Source organism: Thermomonas fusca (assembly GCF_005862345.1).
Lineage (GTDB): Bacteria > Pseudomonadota > Gammaproteobacteria > Xanthomonadales > Xanthomonadaceae > Thermomonas > Thermomonas fusca.
Genome location: NZ_SROY01000004.1, coordinates 102,407 through 124,853, shown reverse-complemented (window position 1 = coordinate 124,853; position 22,447 = coordinate 102,407). Strand labels below are relative to the sequence as shown.

Annotated in this window: 21 protein-coding genes and 1 pseudogene; 11 read left to right on the top strand and 11 right to left on the bottom strand. The window is 68.6% G+C overall.

Annotation, left to right across the window (positions count from 1 at the left end; translation table 11 throughout):
* The first annotated feature begins 60 nt into the window (after positions 1-60).
* The 3 genes and pseudogenes from E5S66_RS10120 to E5S66_RS10110 form a co-directional block, all read left to right on the top strand.
* Positions 61-1,914, top strand: a complete 1,854-nt coding sequence (locus E5S66_RS10120; RefSeq protein ID WP_138349097.1) for an ABC transporter ATP-binding protein — start codon at positions 61-63, stop codon at positions 1,912-1,914.
* A gap of 42 nt (positions 1,915-1,956) precedes the next feature.
* On the top strand, positions 1,957-3,132 hold the full coding sequence (locus E5S66_RS10115) for a PQQ-dependent sugar dehydrogenase (protein WP_138349096.1): 1,176 nt from the start codon (positions 1,957-1,959) through the stop codon (positions 3,130-3,132).
* Positions 3,129-4,055, top strand: a pseudogene (locus tag E5S66_RS10110) (App1 family protein); the annotation flags it as partial. The gene E5S66_RS10115 and the pseudogene E5S66_RS10110, both read left to right, overlap by 4 nt.
* A 268-nt stretch (positions 4,056-4,323) precedes the next feature.
* Here the strand turns inward: E5S66_RS10110 and E5S66_RS13875 are convergent.
* Positions 4,324-4,866 carry a DUF488 domain-containing protein gene (locus E5S66_RS13875; RefSeq protein WP_138349094.1) on the bottom strand — a complete coding sequence of 181 codons (543 nt, stop codon included), beginning with the start codon at positions 4,864-4,866 and terminating at the stop codon, positions 4,324-4,326.
* 111 nt (positions 4,867-4,977) lie between these two features.
* Here E5S66_RS13875 and E5S66_RS10100 point away from each other — a divergent pair, with 111 nt between their 5' ends.
* The gene (locus E5S66_RS10100; RefSeq protein WP_138349093.1) at positions 4,978-5,787 is read left to right on the top strand and encodes a ferredoxin--NADP reductase; all 810 of its coding nucleotides are present in this window, start codon (positions 4,978-4,980) and stop codon (positions 5,785-5,787) included.
* Between the two features lie 24 nt (positions 5,788-5,811).
* Here the strand turns inward: E5S66_RS10100 and E5S66_RS10095 are convergent, their stop codons facing one another.
* Together E5S66_RS10095 and E5S66_RS10090 are read right to left on the bottom strand one after the other, a co-directional pair.
* A complete protein-coding gene (locus E5S66_RS10095; protein WP_138349092.1) occupies positions 5,812-6,222 on the bottom strand; it encodes a hypothetical protein in 411 nt (136 codons plus the stop codon).
* On the bottom strand, positions 6,219-6,701 hold the full coding sequence (locus E5S66_RS10090) for a glutathione peroxidase (RefSeq protein WP_171033528.1): 483 nt from the start codon (positions 6,699-6,701) through the stop codon (positions 6,219-6,221). Before E5S66_RS10090 ends, E5S66_RS10095 begins: the two co-directional genes overlap by 4 nt.
* A gap of 216 nt (positions 6,702-6,917) precedes the next feature.
* Here E5S66_RS10090 and E5S66_RS10085 point away from each other — a divergent pair, with 216 nt between their 5' ends.
* Positions 6,918-9,083 (top strand): M3 family metallopeptidase, encoded by a 2,166-nt coding sequence (locus E5S66_RS10085; protein ID WP_425472213.1) that lies wholly within the window; start codon positions 6,918-6,920, stop codon positions 9,081-9,083.
* 119 nt (positions 9,084-9,202) lie between these two features.
* On the opposite strand, the gene dksA is transcribed toward E5S66_RS10085, so the two are convergent.
* A complete protein-coding gene (gene dksA, locus E5S66_RS10080; RefSeq protein WP_138349089.1) occupies positions 9,203-10,252 on the bottom strand; it encodes an RNA polymerase-binding protein DksA in 1,050 nt (349 codons plus the stop codon).
* A 122-nt stretch (positions 10,253-10,374) separates the two neighbouring features.
* Here dksA and yidD point away from each other — a divergent pair, with 122 nt between their 5' ends.
* Positions 10,375-10,593, top strand: a complete 219-nt coding sequence (yidD, locus tag E5S66_RS10075; protein ID WP_038052258.1) for a membrane protein insertion efficiency factor YidD — start codon at positions 10,375-10,377, stop codon at positions 10,591-10,593.
* Positions 10,594-10,704: 111 nt separating this feature from the next.
* On the opposite strand, the gene folE2 is transcribed toward yidD, so the two are convergent.
* The 6 genes from folE2 to efp all read right to left on the bottom strand — a co-directional run bounded on the left by folE2 (position 10,705) and on the right by efp (position 15,741).
* A complete protein-coding gene (gene folE2 / locus E5S66_RS10070; RefSeq protein WP_138349088.1) occupies positions 10,705-11,628 on the bottom strand; it encodes a GTP cyclohydrolase FolE2 in 924 nt (307 codons plus the stop codon).
* 70 nt (positions 11,629-11,698) lie between these two features.
* Positions 11,699-12,379 carry an isoprenoid biosynthesis enzyme family protein gene (locus tag E5S66_RS10065; RefSeq protein ID WP_138349087.1) on the bottom strand — a complete coding sequence of 227 codons (681 nt, stop codon included), beginning with the start codon at positions 12,377-12,379 and terminating at the stop codon, positions 11,699-11,701.
* Positions 12,380-12,423: 44 nt separating this feature from the next.
* Positions 12,424-13,107, bottom strand: coding sequence for a phosphoglycolate phosphatase (gene gph, locus E5S66_RS10060; protein ID WP_425472212.1), 684 nt, complete (start codon positions 13,105-13,107; stop codon positions 12,424-12,426).
* The gene (gene ubiG / locus E5S66_RS10055; RefSeq protein ID WP_138349085.1) at positions 13,086-13,799 is read right to left on the bottom strand and encodes a bifunctional 2-polyprenyl-6-hydroxyphenol methylase/3-demethylubiquinol 3-O-methyltransferase UbiG; all 714 of its coding nucleotides are present in this window, start codon (positions 13,797-13,799) and stop codon (positions 13,086-13,088) included. The genes gph and ubiG overlap by 22 nt, the downstream gene beginning before the upstream one ends.
* A gap of 34 nt (positions 13,800-13,833) precedes the next feature.
* Positions 13,834-15,171 (bottom strand): TRZ/ATZ family hydrolase, encoded by a 1,338-nt coding sequence (locus tag E5S66_RS10050; RefSeq protein ID WP_138349084.1) that lies wholly within the window; start codon positions 15,169-15,171, stop codon positions 13,834-13,836.
* Positions 15,172-15,174: 3 nt separating this feature from the next.
* Positions 15,175-15,741, bottom strand: a complete 567-nt coding sequence (gene efp, locus E5S66_RS10045) for an elongation factor P (RefSeq protein WP_028838141.1) — start codon at positions 15,739-15,741, stop codon at positions 15,175-15,177.
* Between the two features lie 91 nt (positions 15,742-15,832).
* On the opposite strand from efp, the gene epmB reads away from it, so the two are divergent.
* Together epmB and E5S66_RS10035 are read left to right on the top strand one after the other, a co-directional pair.
* Entirely contained in the window at positions 15,833-16,873 is a 1,041-nt protein-coding gene (gene epmB, locus E5S66_RS10040) for an EF-P beta-lysylation protein EpmB (RefSeq protein WP_138349083.1), read from the top strand.
* A 38-nt stretch (positions 16,874-16,911) separates the two neighbouring features.
* Positions 16,912-19,011, top strand: a complete 2,100-nt coding sequence (locus E5S66_RS10035) for an EAL domain-containing protein (protein ID WP_138349082.1) — start codon at positions 16,912-16,914, stop codon at positions 19,009-19,011.
* A gap of 55 nt (positions 19,012-19,066) precedes the next feature.
* Here E5S66_RS10035 and htpX read toward each other — a convergent pair whose 3' ends face one another.
* Positions 19,067-19,924: a protease HtpX gene (gene htpX / locus E5S66_RS10030; protein WP_138349081.1), complete on the bottom strand. Its 858-nt coding sequence runs from the start codon at positions 19,922-19,924 to the stop codon at positions 19,067-19,069.
* A gap of 88 nt (positions 19,925-20,012) precedes the next feature.
* On the opposite strand from htpX, the gene gluQRS reads away from it, so the two are divergent.
* The 3 genes from gluQRS (at position 20,013) to E5S66_RS10015 (ending at position 22,286) form a co-directional block, all read left to right on the top strand.
* Positions 20,013-20,921, top strand: a complete 909-nt coding sequence (gene gluQRS, locus E5S66_RS10025; protein ID WP_138349080.1) for a tRNA glutamyl-Q(34) synthetase GluQRS — start codon at positions 20,013-20,015, stop codon at positions 20,919-20,921.
* A gap of 42 nt (positions 20,922-20,963) precedes the next feature.
* Positions 20,964-21,704, top strand: a complete 741-nt coding sequence (gene phbB, locus E5S66_RS10020) for an acetoacetyl-CoA reductase (protein ID WP_138349079.1) — start codon at positions 20,964-20,966, stop codon at positions 21,702-21,704.
* A gap of 126 nt (positions 21,705-21,830) precedes the next feature.
* Positions 21,831-22,286, top strand: coding sequence for a cytochrome c (locus E5S66_RS10015; protein WP_138349078.1), 456 nt, complete (start codon positions 21,831-21,833; stop codon positions 22,284-22,286).
* The last annotated feature ends 161 nt before the right edge of the window (positions 22,287-22,447 follow it).

Sequence of the window (22,447 nt, the reverse complement as noted above, 5' to 3'; positions counted from 1 at the left end):
AATGCGAGGGGGCTTGGGGGTATTTTACGACCAGTCGCCCCCACCACCTGAACGCCCACGATGCCGACTCCTCCCCCGCAGCCGCGGCTCGACCTGCGCCAGCGTTTCGACGCGATGCGCAACCTGCGGCCGTTCCTGCGCGAGATCTGGAACACCAGCCGGCCGCTGACGCTGGCCGCCATCGGCCTGCGCCTGCTGCGGGCGCTGCTTCCGATCGCCACGCTGTACATCGGCAAGCTGATCATCGACGAGGCGGTACGCCTGATCGGGCTGGGCCTGCCACACGAACTGGCGTCGGCCTGGCGCTCCGGCCAGCTCGACCACATGGTCCTGCTGCTGGCGCTGGAGCTGGCGCTGGCGATCGGCTCCGACCTGCTGGGCCGACTGGCCGGCTACGTCGATGCGGTGCTGTCCGAGCTGTTCACCAACGCCACCAGCATCCGCCTGATGGAACACGCGGCGCTGCTGGACCTGGAGGACTTCGAGGACGCCGACCTGCAGGACCGGCTGGACCGCGCGCGCCGGCAGACGGTGGGGCGGATGAACCTGCTCAGCCAGCTGTTCGGGCAGGCGCAGGACGCCATCACCGTGCTGACCTTCGCCGCCGGCCTGCTCACCTACGCGCCGTGGCTGATGGTGCTGCTGGCGGTGGCGCTGGTGCCGGCCTTCATCGGTGAATCGCACTTCAACGCGCTGAACTATTCGCTCAATTTCCAGTGGACGCCGGAGCGCCGCCAGCTGGAATACCTGCGCCAGATGGGCGCCAGCGTGGAGACCGCGAAAGAGGTGAAGATCTTCAACCTCAACCGCTTCTTCATCGAACGCTTCCGCACGCTGTCGACGAAATTCTTCGAAGCCAATCGCGCGTTGGCCGGCAAGCGCGCGCTGTGGGGCACGCTGCTGGCCACGCTGGGCACCCTGGGCTATTACGTCGCCTACGGCTACATCGCCTGGCGCACCGTGCGCGGCGACTTCTCCATCGGTGACCTGACCTTCCTTGCGGGCAGCTTCCGCCGCCTGCGCCAGCTGCTGGAAAGCCTGCTCAGCGGCTTCTCGCAGGTGGCGGGACAGGCGCTGTACCTGGACGACCTGTATTCGTTCTTCCGAATCGAGCCGGAGATCGCCAGCAAACCCGGTGCCATCGCGGTACCCGACCCGATCCGCAGCGGCTTCGTGTTCGAGGACGTCGGCTTCCGCTACGAGGGCAGCGAACGCTGGGCGCTGCGCGGCCTGAGCTTCGAACTGCATGCCGGCGAAGTGCTGGCGCTGGTGGGCGAGAACGGGGCCGGCAAGACCACCCTGGTGAAGCTGCTGGCGCGCCTGTACGACCCCGACGAGGGCCGCATCCTGCTGGACGGACGCGACCTGCGCGACTACGACCTGGACGACCTGCGCGCCAATACCGGGGTGATCTTCCAGGACTTCGTGCGCTACCACCTGACCGCGGCGGAGAACATCGGCGTGGGCCAGATCGACGCGATGGGCGACCGCGAACGCATCGAGCGTGCCGCGCGCAAGGGCCTGGCCGACGAGGTGGTGGCGGCGCTGCCGAACGGCTTCGACCAGATCATCGGCCGCCGCTTCAAGCAGGGCGTGGACCTGTCCGGCGGGCAGTGGCAGAAGATCGCGATCGCCCGCGCCTACATGCGCGACGCACAGGTGATGATCCTCGACGAACCCACCGCGGCGCTGGACGCGCGCGCCGAATTCGAAGTCTTCGAGCGCTTCAAGGAGTTGTCCGCCGGCAAGACCGCGGTGCTGATCAGCCACCGCTTCAGCAGCGTGCGCATGGCCGACCGCATCCTGGTGCTGGCCGATGGCCGGGTGGAAGCCAGCGGTACTCACGAACAGCTGATGGCTCAGGGTGGACGCTATGCGGAGCTGTTCGAGCTGCAGGCCGCCGGCTACCGTTGATCCGCCCTCCCCGCGCCCCTTCAGAGAAGGAGAACGACCGCCATGCATCGCACTTCCCGGCTCCTGCTGTGCCTCGCGCTGCCGCTGGCGCTCAACGCCTGCGCCAGGCCTGCGCCCGTCGCGGGTAACGCCGCGCCGCAAACCGAAACCTCGCAGGCCGGCGAGCTGCGCATCGAAACCGTGGCCAGCGGGCTGGAGCACCCGTGGGCGGTGGCGCTGCTGCCGGATGGCGGCTTCCTGGTCACCGAACGGCCGGGCCGGCTGCGGCGGATTTCCGCCGACGGCGCAGTCTCTGCGCCCCTCGCCGGCGTGCCGGCGGTGTTCGCCGAAGGCCAGGGCGGATTGCTGGATGTGGTGCTCGATCCCGGCTTCGCTGGCAACCGACGCATCTGGCTGAGCTACGCGGAACCCGGCCCGGACGACACCGCCGGCACCGCGGTCGCCACTGCCACCCTCGGCGCTTCGGCGCTGTCCGAGGTGCGCGTGGTCTACCGGCAAACGCCGAAGCTGAAGGGGCCGAACCACTTCGGTTCGCGCATCGCTTTCGATGGCAATGACCACGTATTCATCAGCCAGGGCGAACGCAACCAGAAGGAACTCGCGCAGGATCTCGGTGTATTGCAAGGCAAGCTGGTGCGCCTCAACCTGGACGGCAGCATTCCGACCGACAACCCGTTCGCCGATGGCGTCGGCGTGCGCCGCGTGATCTGGAGCTATGGCCACCGCAACATGCAGGGCATGGCGGTGGACCCGCGTAGCGGCCGGCTGTGGCAGAGCGAGCACGGCCCGCGTGGCGGCGACGAGATCAACCTGCCCGAGGCGGGAAAGAACTACGGCTGGCCGATCATCAGCGACGGCATGGACTACCTGACCAACCGGCCGTACGCGGAAACCCGCGGCCGCGAGGCGCCGGGCATGGAGCGGCCCTATCACGTGTGGGCGAAGTCGCCGGCGCTGTCGGGCATGGCGTTCCTGGTGGGCCATCCGCAAAGCGCGTGGAACGACAGCCTGCTGCTGGGCGCGCTGGCCGGCCAGAGCCTGATCCGGCTGCGCCTGCAGGGCGAGCGCATCGTCGCCGAGGAGCGCCTGCTGACCAACCTGCACAGCCGCATCCGCGATGTCCGCGTCGGCAGCGATGGCACGGTCTACGTGCTCACGGATGAGGCGGATGGCCAGTTGCTGCGCCTGACACCGCCAGACAGGGCCAATGCCCCATGAGCGCCGACGCGCCATCGCGACGTTGGCCCGACGCCGTCCTGCGGCAGCTCAAGGACACCGTGATCGATACCGACGACCACCTCGACGCGCTGTGGCGCCGCGTGGATACCCGCCTGGGGCGCGGCAAGCCGCGCCACCTGGCCGCGTACCGCGGCTTCGCCGACGAGCGCGGGGTGGAGTTGATCGGCCGGGTGATGGCGGAAAAGCCGCAGGGCGGGCCGCTCGACGACGCTGGCTGGTGGGACAACCTGCTCGACACCTATCGCCGCTTCGAGAGCGATGAAGTGCCTGGCATCCCGCTGCGCCTGCAGTACCGCGGCAGCAGCGTGCAGGTGCGCAGCGACCACGAAGGCTACTGGCATGCCACGTTCGACACGCCGGGCGCGATGAGCGACCTGCTGTGGGACAACGCTGCCGCCAGCCTCGCCGACGGCAGCCTGCTGACCCCGCAGCCGGTGCTGCAGGTCGGCCCGCGGGCGCGCTTCGGGGTGATCTCGGACATCGACGACACCATCCTGCACAGCGGCATCACCGACTGGAAGACGGCGGCGCAGCTGACGTTCCTGCACAACGCCCGCACCCGCAAGCCGCTGCCCGGCGTCGCCGCCCTGTACCGCGCGCTGCAGGGCAGCCACAACCCGATCTTCTACGTCTCCAGCTCGCCATGGAACCTGTACGACCTGCTGGAAGACTTCATGGAACTCAACGGAATTCCGTTCGGACCGATCCACCTGCGCGACCTCGGCACCGACACCGGCAAGTTCATCAAGAGCGCCGGCCACGGCCACAAGCTCGAGCGCGCCATCCACCTGATCGAGCGTTTCCCCAGGCTGCGCTGGGTGCTGCTCGGCGACTCCGGCCAGGCCGACGCCGAGCTGTATGCCGAGGCCGCGCGCACGTATCCCGACCGGATCGCCGCGATCTACATCCGCGACGTCGATCCGGATACGGATTCCGCCCGCGACCTGGACGTGGACGGCCACATCCATCGCGTGCAGGGCACCGGCGTGAGCATGCTGAGGGCGTCCGACAGCCTCGCGATGGCCCAGCATGCGGCGTCGATCGGCCTATTGGATCCGGCGACCCTGCCCGCGATTGCCGCCGAGGCGGGCCGTGACCTGCAACGGCCCAGCCTGGCGCAGGCCGCGGCGCAGGAGCGCTTGACGGCGAAGCACCCGCAGCCGGCGCAGGCTAGAGCAGGCGCGGCTGCGAGCCGGGGTAGCGGACGACATCGTCGATCATCACCGCATCGGGGTTGGTTTCATGCGGGGTCACCTTGCCCGGGGCCATCAGGTGGAGCACGCGCCAGCCGCGGAGCACGAAGTCGTCCGACACCAGCCGCCGGTGGCAACGCCACCAGACGGCTTCCGCGCACATGATGCAGGTGCGGCTGGCCAAGGCCTCGGCCATCAGCGCATCGCGGGCGGCGATGTAATCCCCCGAAGCCATGTGATCGGCATAGGCGCGAAACGCCTCCACCCGCCAGGCCGTGTTCGGTGAATCGGGATCGGCCTTGCGGCGCCCGCCCAAGCCCGGCAGCGGCCAGTACTGGATATCTGCCTCGGAGAGCGCGGCCGGCATCGCATCGCGCGAATACTGGGGGTTGCGCCGCGAGCCGGCAAAGCGGCGCACATCCACCAGTTGCATGATCCCGGCTTCGGCCAGCATCGAGGCGAACTGCGCCCACGGCCGGTTGGAATGGCCAATGGTCCAGAGCGTGTCAGTGGTCTGCATGGCCCCAGCATGTCCCGGACCATGAAAAATCCGGGTCAATTTGTCCCGGATCAACCGCCATGCTGCCTCGCCACGTAAAATAGCCGGCTACCCCGCAGCCTCCCCACGCGCATGGCCTCCCCCTTCGGCACCGAAACGGTGCTCGACGTCCGTCACTGGACGGACGCCTACTTCAGCTTCACCACCACCCGCGACGACGGCTTCCGTTTCGACAACGGCCAGTTCGTGATGATCGGGCTGGAAGTGGAACAGCCGGACGGCAGCCGCAAGCCGCTGATGCGCGCCTATTCGATCGCCAGCGCCAACTGGGAGGAGCAGCTGGAGTTCTTCAGCATCAAGGTGGCCGAAGGCCCGCTGACATCGCGCCTGCAGCACGTCAAGCCCGGCGACACCATCCTGATCGGCCGCAAGCCCACCGGCACCCTGCTGATCTCGGACCTGCACGCCGGCCGCAACCTGTACCTGCTGGGCACCGGCACCGGGCTGGCGCCATGGCTGTCGGTGATCAAGGACCCGGAAACCTACGAGCGCTTCGAGCGCGTGGTGCTTTGCCACGGCGTGCGTGGCGCCGAAGACCTGGCCTACCGCGACTACATCGAGCGCGAGCTACCCAACCACGCGCTGCTGGGCGACATGGTCGGCGACCGCCTGCTGTACTACCCGGCGGTCTCGCGCGAGGCGTTCGAATACCGCGGCCGCGACCATACCGGCCGCATCACCGACCACCTCGACCAGGGCCGGATCGCCGCCGCGCTGGGGCTCGACGCGCTGGACCCGGCTTTCGATCGCGCGATGATCTGCGGCAGCCCGCAGATGCTGGCGGATTTCCGCGCCATCCTCGATGCGCGCGGCTTCAGCCCCTCGCCGCGGATCGGCAGCGCCGGCGAATACGTGTTCGAGCGCGCGTTCGTCGAGAAATAACCGCCGGCGCCGGCCGCTGCGGCGCTAGTCGCCGCCATAACGCAGCCAGAGCCGGGCTTCCGACTCGTTGGCGAACATGCGGATCCGGTAGCCGCGCTCCAGCGCCAGCTGCTCGACGTATTCGATCCGCGATATCTGATCGACGCGGGCCTCGACATAGGCAATCCGCACCCGTTCCAGGCCCAGCCCGGCCACGCCGCTGAAGAAGCGCGCCAGGTCCGCATCGTCCATCACCTCGCCGGGCAGCGCGTCGAGCACCAGCAGCGCGCTGGCACCGCTGGCGGCCACCCTGTCGGCGATGTGCCGCCAGTATTCGCGGGTCATCTCGAGGTTGTCCTCGGCCGCAACCTCGCCCAGCAGCTGCACGGTCAGCAGCGGCGGCTGGTAGTCGAACTCCAGCCGATAGCTGCCGCCGACCAGCGTTTCCCGGGTCATGCCAAGGCGTCCTCGATGTCGCCGGCCAGGGATTCCGGCTTGTCGGTGGGCGCATAGCGCGCCAGCACCCGGCCATCGCGCCCGACCAGGAACTTGCTGAAGTTCCACTTGATCGCGTCGATGCCCAGCAAGCCGCCCTTCTGCTTCTTCAACCACCGCCACAATGGATGCGCACCGGCGCCGTTGACCTCCACCTTGGCGAACATCGGGAAGCTCACGTCATAGGTCAGCGAGCAGAAATCGCGGATCTCGTCGGCATCGCCGGGTTCCTGGTGGCCGAACTGGTCGCAGGGGAAGCCCAGCACCACCAGCCCGCGCTCGCGGTACTCGCGCCACAGCGCCTCCAGACCCGCGTACTGCGGGGTGAACCCGCATTTGCTGGCGACGTTGACGATCAGCAGCACCTGACCGCGCCACTGCGACAGCGGCTGCTGGGTGCCATCCAGGCCGATGGCCTCGAACTCGAATGCGGTAGACATGGGCGGCTCGATCGCGGCAACACAGTGCAGGGGGATCGACCCAGCCTATCCGCAATCCGCGGAAAATCAATCGACCGTTGGCCATACCTGAGCTGCTTCACTCCTGCCGCCGGCAGGCATGCGATACCCTTGCCGGTGCGCAAACCGCGTAGCGCCGAGCCCGCTTGGCCGCCTTCCTCCGTCGAACTACCGGACCCAGAAACCATGAAACAACCCATCGCCTGCGCGCTCGCGCTCGCCATTGCCGCCGCCCTGGGCGCCAACACCGCCAACGCCGCCGCGCAGAAGCAGGAGGCTTCGACTTCGATGAACACCGCCACCGCCTACAGCGGCCCGTTCGCCGCCCCCAGCACGCTGGACCTGAACTACCCGCAGTTCGACCGGATCAAGGACAGCGACTTCGCCCCCGCCTTCGACGCCGGCATGGCCGAGCAGCTGCGCGAGATGGACGCGATCGCCAACAACCCGGAAACGCCAAGCTTCCAGAACACCATCGTGGCGATGGAGAAGAGCGGCCAGTTGCTGGATCGCGCCACCAACGTGTTCTTCAACCTGGTGGGCACCGACAAGAACGACGCCCGCGACAAGCTGCAGACCGAGTACGCGCCTAAATTCTCCGCCCACCGCGATGCCATCACCCTCAACCCGAAACTGTTCGCACGGATCAAGAAGCTGTACGACGGCCGCGACACGCTGGGCCTGGACGCCGTCGATCGCCGCCTGCTGGAGATGCGCTACGAGGACTTCGTGCGCGGCGGTGCCGCGTTGACCGACGCGCAGAAGGTGCGCATCCGCGACATCAACACGCAGATGTCCAAGCTGGGCACCCAGTTCAACCAGAACGTGCTGGCGGAAGTGAACGACTCGGCCATCGTGGTGGACAGCCGCGACGAGCTGGCCGGGATGAGCGACGAGCAGATCGCCGCCGCCGCCGAGGCCGCCAAGGCGCGCAAGCTCGACGGCAAGTACGTGATCGCCCTGCTCAACACGACCGGCCAGCCGGCCGAGGCACAGCTGGCCAACCGCGCGCTGCGCCAGCGCCTGCACGAGGCCTCGGTGGCCCGCGGCAGCCGCGGCAACCAGTGGGACAACACCACCATCGTCTCGCAGGTACTGAAGCTGCGCGCCGAGCGCGCGCGCCTGCTGGGCTACGACACCTCGGCCAACTTCGTGCTGGCCGACGAGACCGCCGCCAACCAGGAAAACGTCAACGCCATGCTGCGCCAGCTGGCGCCGAAGGCGGTGGCCAACGCCCGCCGCGAGGGCGCCGACCTGCAGGTGATGATCGACGCCGAGCAGAAGGCCAAGGGCGAACCGACCTTCATCCTGCAGCCGTGGGACTGGGCCTATTACAGCGAGAAGGTGCGCGCGGCGAAGTTCAGCTTCGACGAAAGCCAGCTCAAGCCGTACTTCGAGATGAAGAACGTGCTGGAGAACGGCGTGTTCCATGCCGCCAACAAGCTGTACGGGATCAGCTTCAAGGAACGCACCGACCTGCCCAAGTACCATCCGGACACCTGGATCTACGACGTGTTCGACAAGGACGGCAAGCGCCTGTCGATCTTCATCTGGGACCCCTACGCGCGTGCCTCCAAGCGCGGCGGCGCGTGGATGAACACCTACGTGGCGCAGTCGGCGCTGCTGGGCGAGAAGCCGGTGGTGGCCAACCACCTGAACGTGCCCAAGCCGTCCGAAGGCAAGCCCACCCTGCTCACCTGGGACGAGGTCACCACCGCCTTCCACGAGTTCGGCCACGCGCTGCACGGCTTCTTCCAGGACGTGCGCTACCCGTACTTCTCGATGAACGTGCCGCGCGACTTCGTCGAATACCCGTCGCAGGTCAACGAGATGTGGGCCGACTGGCCTGAGATCCTGGCCCACTACGCCAAGCACTACCAGACCGGCGAGGCGATGCCGAAGGCGCTGCTGGACAAGGTGATCGCGGCGTCGAAGTTCAACCAGGGCTTCGCCACCACCGAATACCTGGAAGCGGCGATGCTGGACCAGCGCTGGCACCAGCTGCCGCTGGAAAACATCCCGGAAGCCAGCGGCGTGATGGCGTTCGAAGCACAGGCGCTGAAGGCCGACGGCTTCGACTACGCGCCGGTGCCGCCGCGCTACAAGACGCCTTACTTCAGCCACATCATGGGCGGCTACGCGGCCGGCTACTACGCCTATATCTGGTCGGAGGTGCTGGGCGCCAATACCACCCAGTGGATCCGCAAGAACGGCGGATTGAGCCTTGCGAACGGCGATCGCCTGCGCGAATTCGTGCTGGCGCCGGGCGGGCAGATCGAAGCCGGCAAGCTGTTCCCCAACTTCGCCGGCTACGAGGCGAAGATCGAGGCCCTGCTGGAACAGCGCGGGCTGAACAGCAAGTAAGCGATCCGCGGAGCGGGCCGCAACCCGCTCCGCGCGACCGCCGACGCGGCGCGCAACCATCACCGCATGAAAAAACCCCGCCGAGGCGGGGTTTTTTCTGACAATCGCAGCTGCGAGGCTCAGTCGCCCATCTGCTTCTGCATATGCTCCCAGCGCTCTTGGGCGTCGATGGTGCGCTCGGCGGTCAGCCGCGCTTCCATCCGGTCCAGGCCGATCTCCTCGCCGGTATCGACGCAGAAGCCGTACTCGCCGCTGTCCACGCGCTTGAGAGTGCTGTCGATCTTGCCGATCAGCTTGCGGTAGCGGTCGCGGGTGCGCAACTCCAGCGAATTCTCGGTTTCGCGGGTGGCGCGCTCGGCCTCGTCGCCGATGTCACGCACTTCCTCGCGCAGGTTCTCGATCGTCTGCTTGGATTCCTCCACCAGGTCGGCCCGCCACTGCAGCAGGCGCTGGCGGAAATATTCCAGCTGCAGCGGACTCATGTATTCCTCGTCCGCCGACGGCTTGTAGCCGGCCGGCAGGATCGGACGTCCGCTGGCATCGTCGACCTTGTACGGCACGACCTTGTGCTTGCCCTTGGGCGCGGACTGGCCCCCGGACGTTTTCTTCACCGCAACCATCACTTTCCCTTTCTTCTTGTTGTCCGCGGCCGGCGCCGGCTTTGCGGCCGGCGGTGCCACGGGCTTGTGCGTTTCTTTCTTTGGCGCTTCCGCCGCCTTGACCGCCTTCTGCGGCTGCGGCTTGGGCGCTGGCGTCTTCTTGTTCACATCCTTCGCAACCACCGGGGCCTTGGCAGCCGCCGGCTTTTTGGCCGGCGCAGGCTTGGCGACCGCGGCGGCCTTCTTCGCCACCGGCTTCGCAGCGGGTTTGGCGGCGGGCTTTGCAACAGGCTTGGCGACAGGCTTTTTCGCCATCGGCTTGGCAACCGGCTTGGCCGCCTTGGCGACGGGCTTGGCGACCGGCTTCTTGGCGACCACCGCCTTCTTGACCGGCGCGGCTTTCTTCACCGGCGCCTGCTTGGCCACCGCCTTCTTCGCGGCGGGCTTGGCCGCCGGCTTCGCCGCCTTTTTGGCGACCGGCGCTGCCTTCTTGGCCGCCACGGGCTTCTTGGCCGGAGCGGCTTTCTTGGCCGCCTTGGCGACCTTCTTCGCGGTTTTTTTCGCTGCCACGTCGAGGTGTTCCTTGGGTTTTCCCTTGAGGCGGGAAGGCGCGCTGTTATACCCTGCCACGCGCAAGGCGGCAACCACGTGGATCCCGCGGCGCCGCCTGCCTCCCCGTCCGTGGCCGCTCCGTGATCGACAGACTCCTCATCGCGCTGCTGCGCGGCTACAAGCGCTGGATCAGCCCCCTGCTGGGGACGCGCTGCCGGTTCGTCCCCACCTGTTCGGAATACGCGATGGACGCCATCGGCCGCTTCGGCGCGCTCCGCGGCGGGTGGCTGGCGATCCGCCGCATCGGCCGCTGCCATCCCCTTCACCCCGGCGGGCACGACCCCGTGCCGCCAGGCTGAACAAGCAGGTTTCAGCCCTGCAGAGTCTCAATCGCCGGCAGACGGCCGAAAGACGCGAACGCGGCGGCAGCCATCGTCATTGAACGAAGTAGAGGCGCGCAGATGCGTCGCTCAGGCGTTCCTGCCGCTGACGCTGGCGACGGCGTCGTGCGGGTGCAGGCTTTCGAAATGGGCCACGCGGGCGCTCCACGCGGCGATCCGCGCATCAGCCGCGAGCACCGAGGACACCCGCCGCGCGGCATCCTCGCAGAACATCAGGTTGGCGGCATTGGCCTGCGCGAATGCCTGCTCGTCCTCGCGCTTGACCGCCGTCTGCACCGGGGTGCCCAGCGCGGCTTCCAGCGCATCCACCAGCGACGCCAGCGGCAGTTCATCGAAGGCTGGCCGCAGTTCCACCCGCACGTCGGCGCGGCTGCGCTGCGCATGCGGGGTGGCGGCCATGCCGCGCTCGCCGGCCAGCCAGTCGTGCACCATGGGCAGCGACAGCGCAGGCACGGCGGCAAAATCCTCGGCGAAACGCTGCGCGTTGACCTGCCGCGACAGTGCCGCCGAGGCCGGACAGGTGCTGGAATACTCGACGGAGAAGCCCAGCGTCAGCCGCAGATGGCCATCGACAAGCTCCGCCTCGATCTCCACCGGGTAGCGTTTCCAGCCGGCGTTGTCGCTCAGCAGGGCGCGGCGCAGCAGCAGGTGGTCGAAGCGCAGGCGCAGGCGCGCGCTTTCGGCCAGGCCCTTCTGCGAAACGATGCAGGCATCCAGCAGCCGCCGCAGCGAGGGCGCGCCCAGCGCTTCGTTGGCCAGCCCTTCCTGCAGTTGCAGGTACAGCCGCGACATGTGGATGCCGCGGGCGTCGGGATCGCGCAGGTTGACCGCCACATCGACGCTGGCCGGCACCAGCAGCGGCGCACCGCCCTCGCCGGCCAGCCGGATCGGCAGGGCCATGCCATCCATTCCCACCCAGTCCAGCGGGCGCGCCAGCGCGACCGGGTCAAAGGCGACATCGGGCAGGGAGACGGGGGAAACGATCTTGTGCATCGCGACATTGTACCGTTGCGGGCATGCGCGCCTGCGCAACGCTCTGGTGCATCCGCACCGCTGCGCGCGATCAGCCGCGGGCGGCGCGCCAAGCAGCCAGCAGCGCGACCGGCGCCGGCAGCGGGCCCTTGGCGCCACGCGCCAGCCGGCCCAACCGCGCCCGCACCAGCGCGGCATGGATGCGCTCGGCGCGCGGCGCATCGCGCAGCGACGGCAGCGACGGCAGCGCCAGCAGGCTGGGGATATCGGTTCCGGCCGCCGGCACGCCGCGTATCGGCAGATGCAGCACCCATTCCGCCAGCAGCGCTTCGGCCGTCGCCAGGGTGGATGCGGGCGCCGTGGCATCGAACAGCTGCGCCGACAGCGTCGCCTGCGCACGCGCAAACGGCTCCAGTCCGCGCAGGCTCGCCGCGCGGTCGGCTTCGGGGCTGCGGCTGGCGCGCAGCGCCGGGATGGCGGCCGCCAGCAGTGGCCAGTCCAGCGGCAGCTTCTGCAGCGCCAGCCCCAGCGGGTGGCGGCGCGCGCCGCGCGACCAGCCCGCGAGCTCTTCTTCCCACCAGCCCAGCTTGGCCGCGCCCGGGCTCGGGTCGTCCCCGCCCCAGGCAGCCTCGGTCAGCTCGCCGCGCAGGGCCAGCCAGGCGCGCGCGCGCTGGCGCTGCGGCATCGGCAGGAACACTTCCGCCACGGACCATTCCGGCCACTGCGTCCGCCATTTGGCGAGGAAACTGTCGAGGGAAGCGCTGTCGTTCATGGGGAAATTGTAGGCGGGCGGGGGCGTGGAAGCCGATGCGGTGGTCAGCGGGTCGGGATGCCGCCCAGCAGATCGCGCGACGTTTCCACCATCACGTCGCCGCCCCACTCCGCTGGCTGGTCGCCATCGGGGCGATAACCCCAAAGGGCCACCACCGAGCGCATGCCGGCGGCACGGGCGGCGTCGATGTCGCGACGGTCGTCGCCGACGTACACGCAGTCGTCGATGGCGGCGCCCAGTTCTGCCGCGGCGTGCAGCAGCGGCAGCGGATGCGGCTTGCGCTCGGCAAGGGTGTCGCCGCCGATCAGGATGGCGCAGCGCGACTGCCAGCCCAGTTTCGGCAGCACCTGCCGGGCCAGGTATTCCGGCTTGTTGGTGACGATGCCCCAGCGGCTGCCGGCGGCCTCGATGGCGTCCAGCAGCTCGGCCACGCCGTCGAACAGCACGCTGTGCTGGCCCAGCACCTGCTCGTAGATGTCGAGGAACTCGCGGATCATCTCGCCCGGCACATCCCCGCCCAGCTGCGGGAACGCCGCCGCGCTCATCGCCCGCGAGCCCTTGGACACGTGCGGGCGCAGCGCCTCCAGCGCCATCGCCCCCTGCCCACGCGCAGCGCGCATCTGGTTGACGGTGGCCACCATGTCCGGCGCGCTGTCGAGCAGGGTGCCGTCGAGGTCGAACAGCACCAGCTTCGGAAACACCGCGCTCATTCCGGCCTGCGCGCGCAGGCCAGGTAGTTGACGTCGGTACGCCGCACCACCCGCGCGGCGTTGCGCCACGGCTCGTACATCAGGCCACTGACGTCTTCCAGCGCCAGCCCGCCCTCGCGCAGCAGCCGCGCCAGTTCCGACGGCTTGATGAAGTCGCGGTACTGGTGGGTGCCCTTGGGCAGCAGGCGGGCGATGTATTCCGCGCCGACGATCGCCAGCGCAAACGCCGCCGGCGTGCGGTTCAGCGTCGAGAGGAACAGGCGTCCGCCCGGCTTCAGCAGGCTCGCGCAGGCGCGCACGATGGAGGCCGGATCGGGCACGTGCTCCAGCATTTCCATGCAGGTGACGACATCGAACGAAGCCGGCGCTTCCTCGGCCAGCGCTTCCACCGCCAGCTGCCGGTATTCGACCTTCACCCCCGACTCCAGCCCGTGCAGGCGCGCGACCTTCAGCAGGTTCGGCGCCAGGTCGATGGCAGTGACACGGGCACCAGCCTTGGCCAGCGCCTCGCTGAGCAGGCCGCCGCCGCAGCCCACGTCCAGCACGGTCGCATCGCGCAGGGTGGCCCGCTCCGCCACGTAACCCAGCCGCGCCGGGTTCAGCGCGTGCAGCGCCTTCTGCGGACCGCTGGGATCCCACCAGCGCTGCGCAAGCTCGTCGAATTTGTCGAGTTCGGACTGGTGGAAATTGGTCTGGGCGGTTGCGCTCATGGTTGGCGTCCTGCGGATCCCTGCGGGAGGAAAATCATCGTTGGATGGCGGCAATGCGCTGGCGCCACTGCCTGGCGTTGGCGACGATGGCATCGGTGTCCATGTCCACCAGCACGCGCTGGCGCAGCTTGGGCACGCCGTCGATCCAGACATCGCTGACCTGCTGGCGACCGGTGGCGTAGACCAGCTGCGAGACCACGTGGTGCAGCGGCTGCGTCTCGAGCTGCGACAGGTCCACGCACACCAGATCGGCGCGCTTGCCAATTTCAATACTGCCGATGCGCGCATCGAAACCCAGCGCCTTGGCACCACCCAGCGTGGCCGCGTGCAGCGCCTCGAACGCGGAGAAGCCGGCGGCGTCGTTGGCAACCGCCTTGCCCAGCAGCGCGGCGGTGCGGGTCTCGCCGAACATGTCGAGGTCGTTGTTGCTGGCGCAGCCGTCGGTGCCGATGGCAAGGTTCACCCCCGCCTTCAGCAGCGCGCAGGCCGGGCAGAAGCCCGAGGCCAGCTTGAGGTTGGACTCCGGGCAGTGCACCACGCTGACGCCGCGCTCGGCGCACAGGTGGATCTCGGCCTCGGTGAGCTGGGTCATGTGCACGGCGATCAGGCGATCGTTGACCAGGCCCAGCCGGTCCAGCCGCGCCAGCGGGCGCTGGCCGTGCAGCTGGATCGAGTCCGCCACTTCCTGCGCGGTCTCGTGAGTGTGCAGATGCACCGGCACGTCGAGCTGGTCGGACAGCATCCGCACGCGCTCGAAGTTGGCGTCATTCACCGTGTACGGCGCGTGCGGCGCGAACGCGGTGCCGACCAGCGGATCGCCCCGCCAGGCATCGTGCAGCTCGCAGGCGCGATCGAAGTATTCGTCGTCGCTCGATGCCCAGGCGCTGGGGAAGTCGATGATCACCGCGCCCACCCGCGCGCGGAAGCCGTGCTTCTTGTAGACACCGGCCTGCACGTCGGGGAAGAAGTAGTTCTCGTTGGCGCAGGTGGTGCCGCCGCGCAGCATCTCGGCGATCGACAGCGCCATGCCGTCGGCCACGAACTCCGGCCCGATCACCGCCGCTTCCACCGGCCAGATGTGCTCGCGCAGCCAGGTCATCAGCGGCAGGTCGTCGGCGATCCCGCGCAGCAGGGTCATCGGGTTGTGGGTGTGGGCGTTGACCAAGCCGGGGATCAGCGCGGCGTCCGGGCGCGACACGGTTTCCTTCGCTGCGAAGCGCGCGCGCGCCTCGGCGATGGGCAGCACGGCAACGATGGCGCCGGCAGAAACGGCAACGGCGTGATCCGGGAGGACCACGCCGTGCGGCACCACCGGGACCACCCAGCCGGCTTCGATCAGCAGATCGCAGGGCTGCGGGGCGGCATCGGTCATGACTTACTTGACCCGGCTCACGTATTCGCCGCTGCGGGTGTCGACCTTGATGATTTCATCCTGGGCGACGAACAGCGGCACGCGCACCACCGCGCCGGTTTCCAGGGTGGCCGGCTTGCCGCCGGTGCCGGCGGTGTCGCCCTTCACGCCCGGGTCGGTCTCGACGATCTTCAGCTCGACGAAATTCGGCGGCGTCACCTGGATCGGGTTGCCGTTGAACAGGGTGACCACGCAGTCTTCCTCGCCCTTCAGCCACTTGGCGGCATCGCCGACGCCGGCCTTGTCGGCCTGCACCTGCTCGAACGACTCCTGGTTCATGAAGTGCCAGTACTCGCCATCGGTGTACAGGTACTGCATGTCGGTATCGACCACGTCGGCGGCTTCCACCGAATCGGTGGACTTCATGGTGATTTCCTGCACGCGGCCGGTGCGGATCTGGCGGTAGCGCACGCGGGTGAACGCCTGGCCCTTGCCCGGCTTCACGTAATCGGTTTCGAAAATGACCGCGGGCTCGTTGTTGACCAGGATTTTCTGACCGGATTTGACGTCGTTCATGCCCAGGCTGGCCATGGGTACTCCTTGGGGCCACCCGGCAGGGCGGCTAGACTGTGGGTTTGGCGAGGATTCCAGTGTGGCCGGAATGGTTTTCTTGCAGCCCGACATGATACCCGCAGCCCCTACCCCATTGCAGCAGGGCGAGCCGCAGCGCTGGCAGGCGCTCTGGCGCGACGCCGTGCGCGACCCGCGCCAGCTGCTGGCGATGCTGGACCTGGACGCCCTGGCCGACGGCCTGTCCGAGGCCGCGGCCCGGCAGTTCCCGCTGCGGGTTCCGCGCGGCTTCATCGCCCGCATGCGCCCGGGCGATCCCCACGACCCGCTGCTGCGGCAGGTGCTGCCAGTGCTGGACGAAGAGCGCCTCGTGCCCGGTTTCGGCGTGGACGCGGTGGGCGATACCGCCGCCCGCAGCGGCCACGGCGTGATCCAGAAATACAACGGCCGCGCCCTGCTGATCGCCACCGGCAGCTGCGCGGTCAACTGCCGCTACTGCTTCCGCCGCCACTATCCCTATGCCGAGGACAGCGCTGCGGCTGCCGGCTGGCGCGAAGCGGTGGCGCTGATCGCGGCCGATCCGTCCGTGCACGAGGTGATCCTGTCCGGCGGCGACCCGCTGTCGCTGGCCGACCACAAACTGGCCGAACTGACCGAGGCGATGCGCGGCATTCCGCATATCCGCCGCCTGCGCATCCACAGCCGCCTGCCGATCGTGCTGCCGGAGCGGGTGGACACCGGCCTGCTGGCGTGGCTGCGCGGCCTGCCGTGGCCGCTGGCGGTGGTGGTGCACGCCAACCACGCCAACGAGTTCGACGCTTCGGTCGATGCAGCGATGGCGGCACTGCGCGATGCCGGCGCCACCCTGCTCAACCAGGCGGTGCTGCTGCGCGGGGTCAACGACTCGGTCGAAGCACTGGCCGATTTGTGCGAGCGCGGTCACGAAGCCGGCGTGCTCCCCTACTACCTGCACCAGCTCGACCGCGTTGCCGGCGCCGCCCACTTCGAGGTGAGCGATGCCACCGCACTCGCGCTGCATGCCACGCTGGCAGCGCGTCTGCCCGGCTATCTGGTGCCGAAACTGGTGCGGGAAATCGCCGGCCAGCCGGGCAAGACGCCGCTGCTGCAGGGGACTACAGCCGCGGCAGGATGATGTAGCCTGTCGGCAACGAACACCGCAAGATCCTCCGCATGGCCACAGGCAAAGACATTGCGCTGCGACTGATGCTCGTGGCCGATCTGGTCAACGAGGCCGAGGCCCTCGTCAGCCGTTTGCGCAACGCCGGCACCGCGGTGCGCCCGCTGCGCCCGGAATCGCTGGATGAAATGGTCGAGATGCTGGCCGCGCAGCCCGTCGACATGGTGCTGGCCGACTACGCCTCCAGCCTGCTGCCGTTCGAGCAGGTGGCCAAGGCGGTGATCGGTTGCGGCCGCGACGTGCCGCTGCTGGCCACGCTGGACGGCGTCAGCGACGACATCCTGGAGAACGTGCAGGCGCTGGGCGCGCAGGCGGTGGCCCTGCGCGATCGCCCGCAGCAGTTCCTGAAGACCGTGCAGACCGAATGGCAGGCGCTGGAAGCCCGCCGCACCCAGCGCCGGCTGGAAGCGCAGATGCGCGAGACCCAGCGCCGCTGCGACATGCTGATCGATTCCTCGCGCGAGCCCATCGCCTACATCCACGAAGGCATGCACATCCGCGCCAACCAGGCGTATCTGGAGATGTTCGGCTTCGAGTCGTTCGAGGACATCGAGGGCATGTCGCTGCTGGACCTGGTGGCGTCTGGCGATGTCACCGCGTTCAAGGCGCTGCTCAAGAGCCTGTCCAAGGGCGAGGAAGCGCCGCCGCGCTACGAGCTGACCGCGCACGACGCCGACGGCAACGAATTCCCGGCGGTGATGGAGTTCACCGCCGCGCGGTACCAGGGCGAAGCCTGCCAACAGGTGATCTTCCGTCACCAGGCCACCGAGGTGGATCCGGAGTTGGCACGCGAGGTCGAGGAACTGCGCCAGCGCGACCAGAGCACCGGCCTGCTCAACCGCCCCACCTTCCTGCGCGTGCTGGAAGACGCGGTGGCCGAAACCGCCCAGCAGCGCGCCCAGTACGGCCTGCTGCTGCTGGAACCGGACAACTACCAGCGCATCCTGCAGGAAATCGGCCTGGACAGCGCCGACGACCTGCTGGCGGCGATCGCCGACTGCATCCGCCAGGAAGTCGGCGAACAGCTGGCCGACGGCAGCGCCCACGCGGCGCGCTTCAGCGAACACAGCTTCGCGGTGCTGGCCCGCGGCGACCACGCGCGCACCGCCGCGCTGGCCGAGCGCATCATCGGCGCGTTCGCGGCGCGGTTGTTCGAGGTCGGCGGCAGCTCCAGCACCATCACCGCCAGCATCGGTGGCGTGCAGATCGGCGAGAAGATCGCCAGCGTCACCCAGGTGCTGGCCAAGGCCAGCCAGTGCCTGCAGTCGTCGCTGAGCGTGGGCGGCAACCATTCCGAGGTGTTCGACCCCAGCGCCACCGATCGCGCCGAGGAGGAGCGCGTCCAGGCGTGGGTGGAACGCCTGCACGACGCGCTGGCCAACGACCGCTTCCTGCTGCACTACCAGCCGATCATCCACCTGCTGGGCGAACCGCGGGCGATGTATGAAAGCTACCTGCGGCTGGAATCGGGCACCGGCGAAACCATCACCCCGATGAACTTCCTGCCGATCGCCGAAGAACATGGCCTGATGGGGCAGATCGATCGCTGGGTGATCGGCCACGCCGTCTCGGTGCTGGGCGCGCGCGCGCGCGCCAACAAGCCGGTGACCCTGCTGGTGAAGATCACCCAGGCTTCGCTGCAGGATCCGGACCTGCCCGCCTACATCGGCGAACAGCTGGCCACGCACGGCGTCGGTGGCGATGCGCTGCTGCTGCAGCTGCCGGAGTCGAAGGTATTCATCAACCTGCGTGCCACCCAGGATTTCGCCGCCGCGATCGGCAAGCTGGGCTGCAAGCTGGTGCTGGAACAGTTCGGCGCCGGCCTGGATTCGTTCCAGCTGCTGTCCCACTTCACGCCGGGCTTCGTCAAGATCGACCGCAGCTTCATGGAAGACCTGTCGAAGCACCAGGCCAACCAGAACCGGGTGCGCGAACTGGCGGAGAAGGCGCGCGAGCTGGGCATCCAGAGCATCGCCGAGTTCGTGCAGGACGCGGCCAGCATGAGCATCCTGTTCTCGCAGGGCATCGACTACGTCGAAGGCAACTTCCTGGCCATTGCCGGCCCTGACATGAACTACGAGTTCGACGCCTGATACCACGAAGCCCGCCGGACGGCGGGCTTCTTGCGGTGCGTCGCGAGTTCGCGGATCAGCCGGCCTGGCGCAGCGCCGCGATGCGTTCCTCCAGCGGCGGATGGCTGCGCAGCAGGCCGCTCATGCCGCCACTGATGCCGAACGCCGCCACCTGCTTGGGCAGGGTGCTGGCACCGTGTGTCTGCGCCAGCCGTTCCAGCGCGGCGATCATCTTGTTGCGGCCGGCCAGCGACGCACCGCCGGCGTCGGCGCGGAATTCGCGATGGCGCGAGAACCACATCGCGATCATCGAGGCGAACAGCCCGAACACCATCTCCAGCACGAACACGATGATGTAGTAGCCGAAGCCCGGCGCATCGCTGTCGCGGTTGCCGCTGATCACGCCGTCCACCACCCGGCCGACCACCCGCGCCAGCACGATCACGAAGGTGTTGAGCACGCCCTGCAGCAGCGCCATGGTCACCATGTCGCCATTGGCGACGTGGCTGACCTCGTGCGCCAGCACCGCCTCGGCCTCGTCGCGGTTCATCGCCCGCAGCAGGCCGGTGGACACCGCCACCAGCGCGTTGTTGCGGTTGGCGCCGGTGGCGAAGGCGTTGATCTCGGGGGCGTCGTAGATGGCCACTTCGGGCATGCCGATGCCGGCCGCCTCGGCCTGCCGGCGCACGGTGGACAGCAGCCACTGCTCGGCCTCGTTGCGCGGCTGCTCGATGACGTGGGCACCGGTGCTGCGCTTGGCCATCCACTTCGACAGCAGCAGCGAGATGATCGAACCGCCGAAGCCGAACAGTGCCGCCATGATCAGCAGGCCGCCGAACTGGTTGGGGTTCACCCCGAGCACCGACATCACCACGCTGACCAGCGCCAGTACCGCGAGGTTGGTTGCCAAGAAGAGGAAGACGCGATTGAACATGGATAATCCGGTCCATCCGCGCCCGATGCGCGGCTTCACCCGGTAGTGTGGCCGATCACGTGCGAAATCAATACGCCGAGCTGAACGCATGACCGGACCACGCTACCGTGGCCGCTTCGCCCCTTCCCCCAGCGGGCCGCTGCACGCCGGCTCGATGCTGGCCGCGCTGGGCAGCTGGCTGCTGGCGCGGCAGGCCGGTGGGGATTGGCTGGTGCGGATCGAGGACATCGACCCGCCGCGTGAAGTGGCCGGGGCGGCGCAGGCGCAGCTGGACACGCTGGCGGCGTTCGGCCTGCACCACGATGGCGCGATCGAATACCAGAGCCGTCGCGGCCACCTCTACCAGGCCGCGCTGGAGCGCCTGCTGGCGGATGGCTCGGCGTTCGAATGCCACTGCAGCCGCAGCGAACTGGCCGCAGCCGGCGGCATCCATCGCCGCTGCGTCGCCCGCCGCCCGCGCCCCGATCCAGCCATTCGCCTGCGCGTGGCCGACGGCTGCAGCATTGCCTTCGACGACGCCGTGCACGGCCGCGTCGCCCAACGCGTGGACCTGGAGGTGGGCGACTTCGTCCTGCGCCGCAGCGACGGCCTGTGGGCCTACCAGCTTGCAGTGGTGGTGGACGATGCCGACCAGGGCATCACCGACGTGGTGCGGGGCGCCGACCTGCTGGACTCGACCCCGCGGCAACTCCTGCTGCAGCGCGCGCTGGGGCTGCCAACGCCGCGCCATGCCCACCTGCCGCTGCTGCTGGGTGCCGACGGTCGCAAGCTGTCGAAGTCGGAAGCGGCGCTGCCGGTATCCGCCGACACCCCGCTGGCGACCCTGCAGATGCTCTGGGACTGCCTCGGCCAGGCGCCGCTTGCAGGCAGCGCAGCGCACGGCGCGACGGAATTCCTGCGCGCGGCCGTGGCCGGATTCCGGCTGGATCGCGTTCCTCTCCGGGCCCGGCACGTTTGCGCCGCAGCGCACAACGCAAACGCCACCTGCCGTGCCTAGAATCGAGACAACCACCTTCCCGTCATCCACAAGGAGCTGTACATGACTTCCAGGGTTGCACTGGTCACCGGCGGGACCGGCGGCATCGGCACCGCCATCGTCAAGCGCCTGGCCAACATGGGGCACAGAGTCGCCACCAACTACCGCAACGAGGAGAAGGCGCGCGCCTGGCAGGAGAAGATGAAGGCCGAGGGCTTCGACGTGGCCATCGTCAAGGGCGACGTGACCTCGCCGGAGGAAGCGGAAGCGATGGTGCGCGAGGTTGAAGCGATGCTTGGCCCGATCGACATCCTGGTCAACAACGCCGGCATCACCCGCGACGGCACCTTCCACCGGATGAAGGCCGACCAGTGGACGGACGTGATCAACACCAACCTCAACTCCTGCTTCAACGTCACCCGCCCGGTGATCGAGGGCATGCGCGAGCGCAAGTGGGGCCGGATCATCCAGATCAGCTCGATCAACGGCCTCAAGGGCCAGTACGGCCAGGCCAACTACGCCGCGGCGAAGGCCGGCATGCACGGCTTCACCATTTCGCTGGCGCGCGAGAACGCGAAGAACGGCATCACCGTGAACACCATCTGCCCCGGCTACATCGCCACCGACATGGTGATGGCGGTGCCGGAAGAGGTGCGCGCCAAGATCGTCGCCGACATCCCCACCGGCCGCCTCGGCACACCGGAGGAGATCGCCTACGGCGTCGGCTTCCTCGCCGACGAACAGGCCGGCTGGATCACCGGCAGCAACCTCGACATCAACGGCGGCCACCACATGGGCTGGTGATGCCACGCCGGCCCGCACCGGCGCGTGCTTCCACGCACAGGAAGCAATGCGCCGGTGGTTACGCGAGACCGGCCGCTATGCCACCATCCACGGGTTCCATTTCCACTCGATCCTTCCGGAGACGCCATGTCCAATCCCGATCCCAACGGCAAGCCTGACGCGGCCCGTTCCTCCAACGCCGGGCGCTACCTGTTCCTGCTGATCCTCGGCCTGGTGGTCGGCGCGATCGCCACGGTCATGGCGATGCGCGCGCTGGACGCACGCAAGGATCATTTCCCCGACTCGCTGATGGAAGTCCAGGGCTGGCACATGGGCCAGCTGAAGACAGCGATGGAGCAGAACCGCTGCGGCGCTACCGACGTTCTGCCGCACCTGCAGACCCTGCGGATGCTCGGCAACGACCTGGAGCCGGCGTTCCCCGACCTGCGCGACGACGAGCGCTTCCGCACCGCCGCCGCGGCGATGCGCGCGACCACCGACAAGGCGATCACCGCGCCGCCGCTCAGTTGCGGAAGCCTGGCCGCCACCATGAAGTCGCTCGGCGACTCCTGCAAGGCCTGCCATCGCGACTTCCGCGGCTGAAGCCCGCCGCCCCCGCAGCAGCCGTGCAGGAAGGCCGCCTCCGGGCGGCCTTCTCCTTTCAGTGCGTCGGGATGGCCAGTGGCCGACACGGCTTGCCGATCCCGCGCCTTCACCCCGCCTCCACCGCGGTGAACCACCGCTGAGCGTTGGCGCCCGCATCC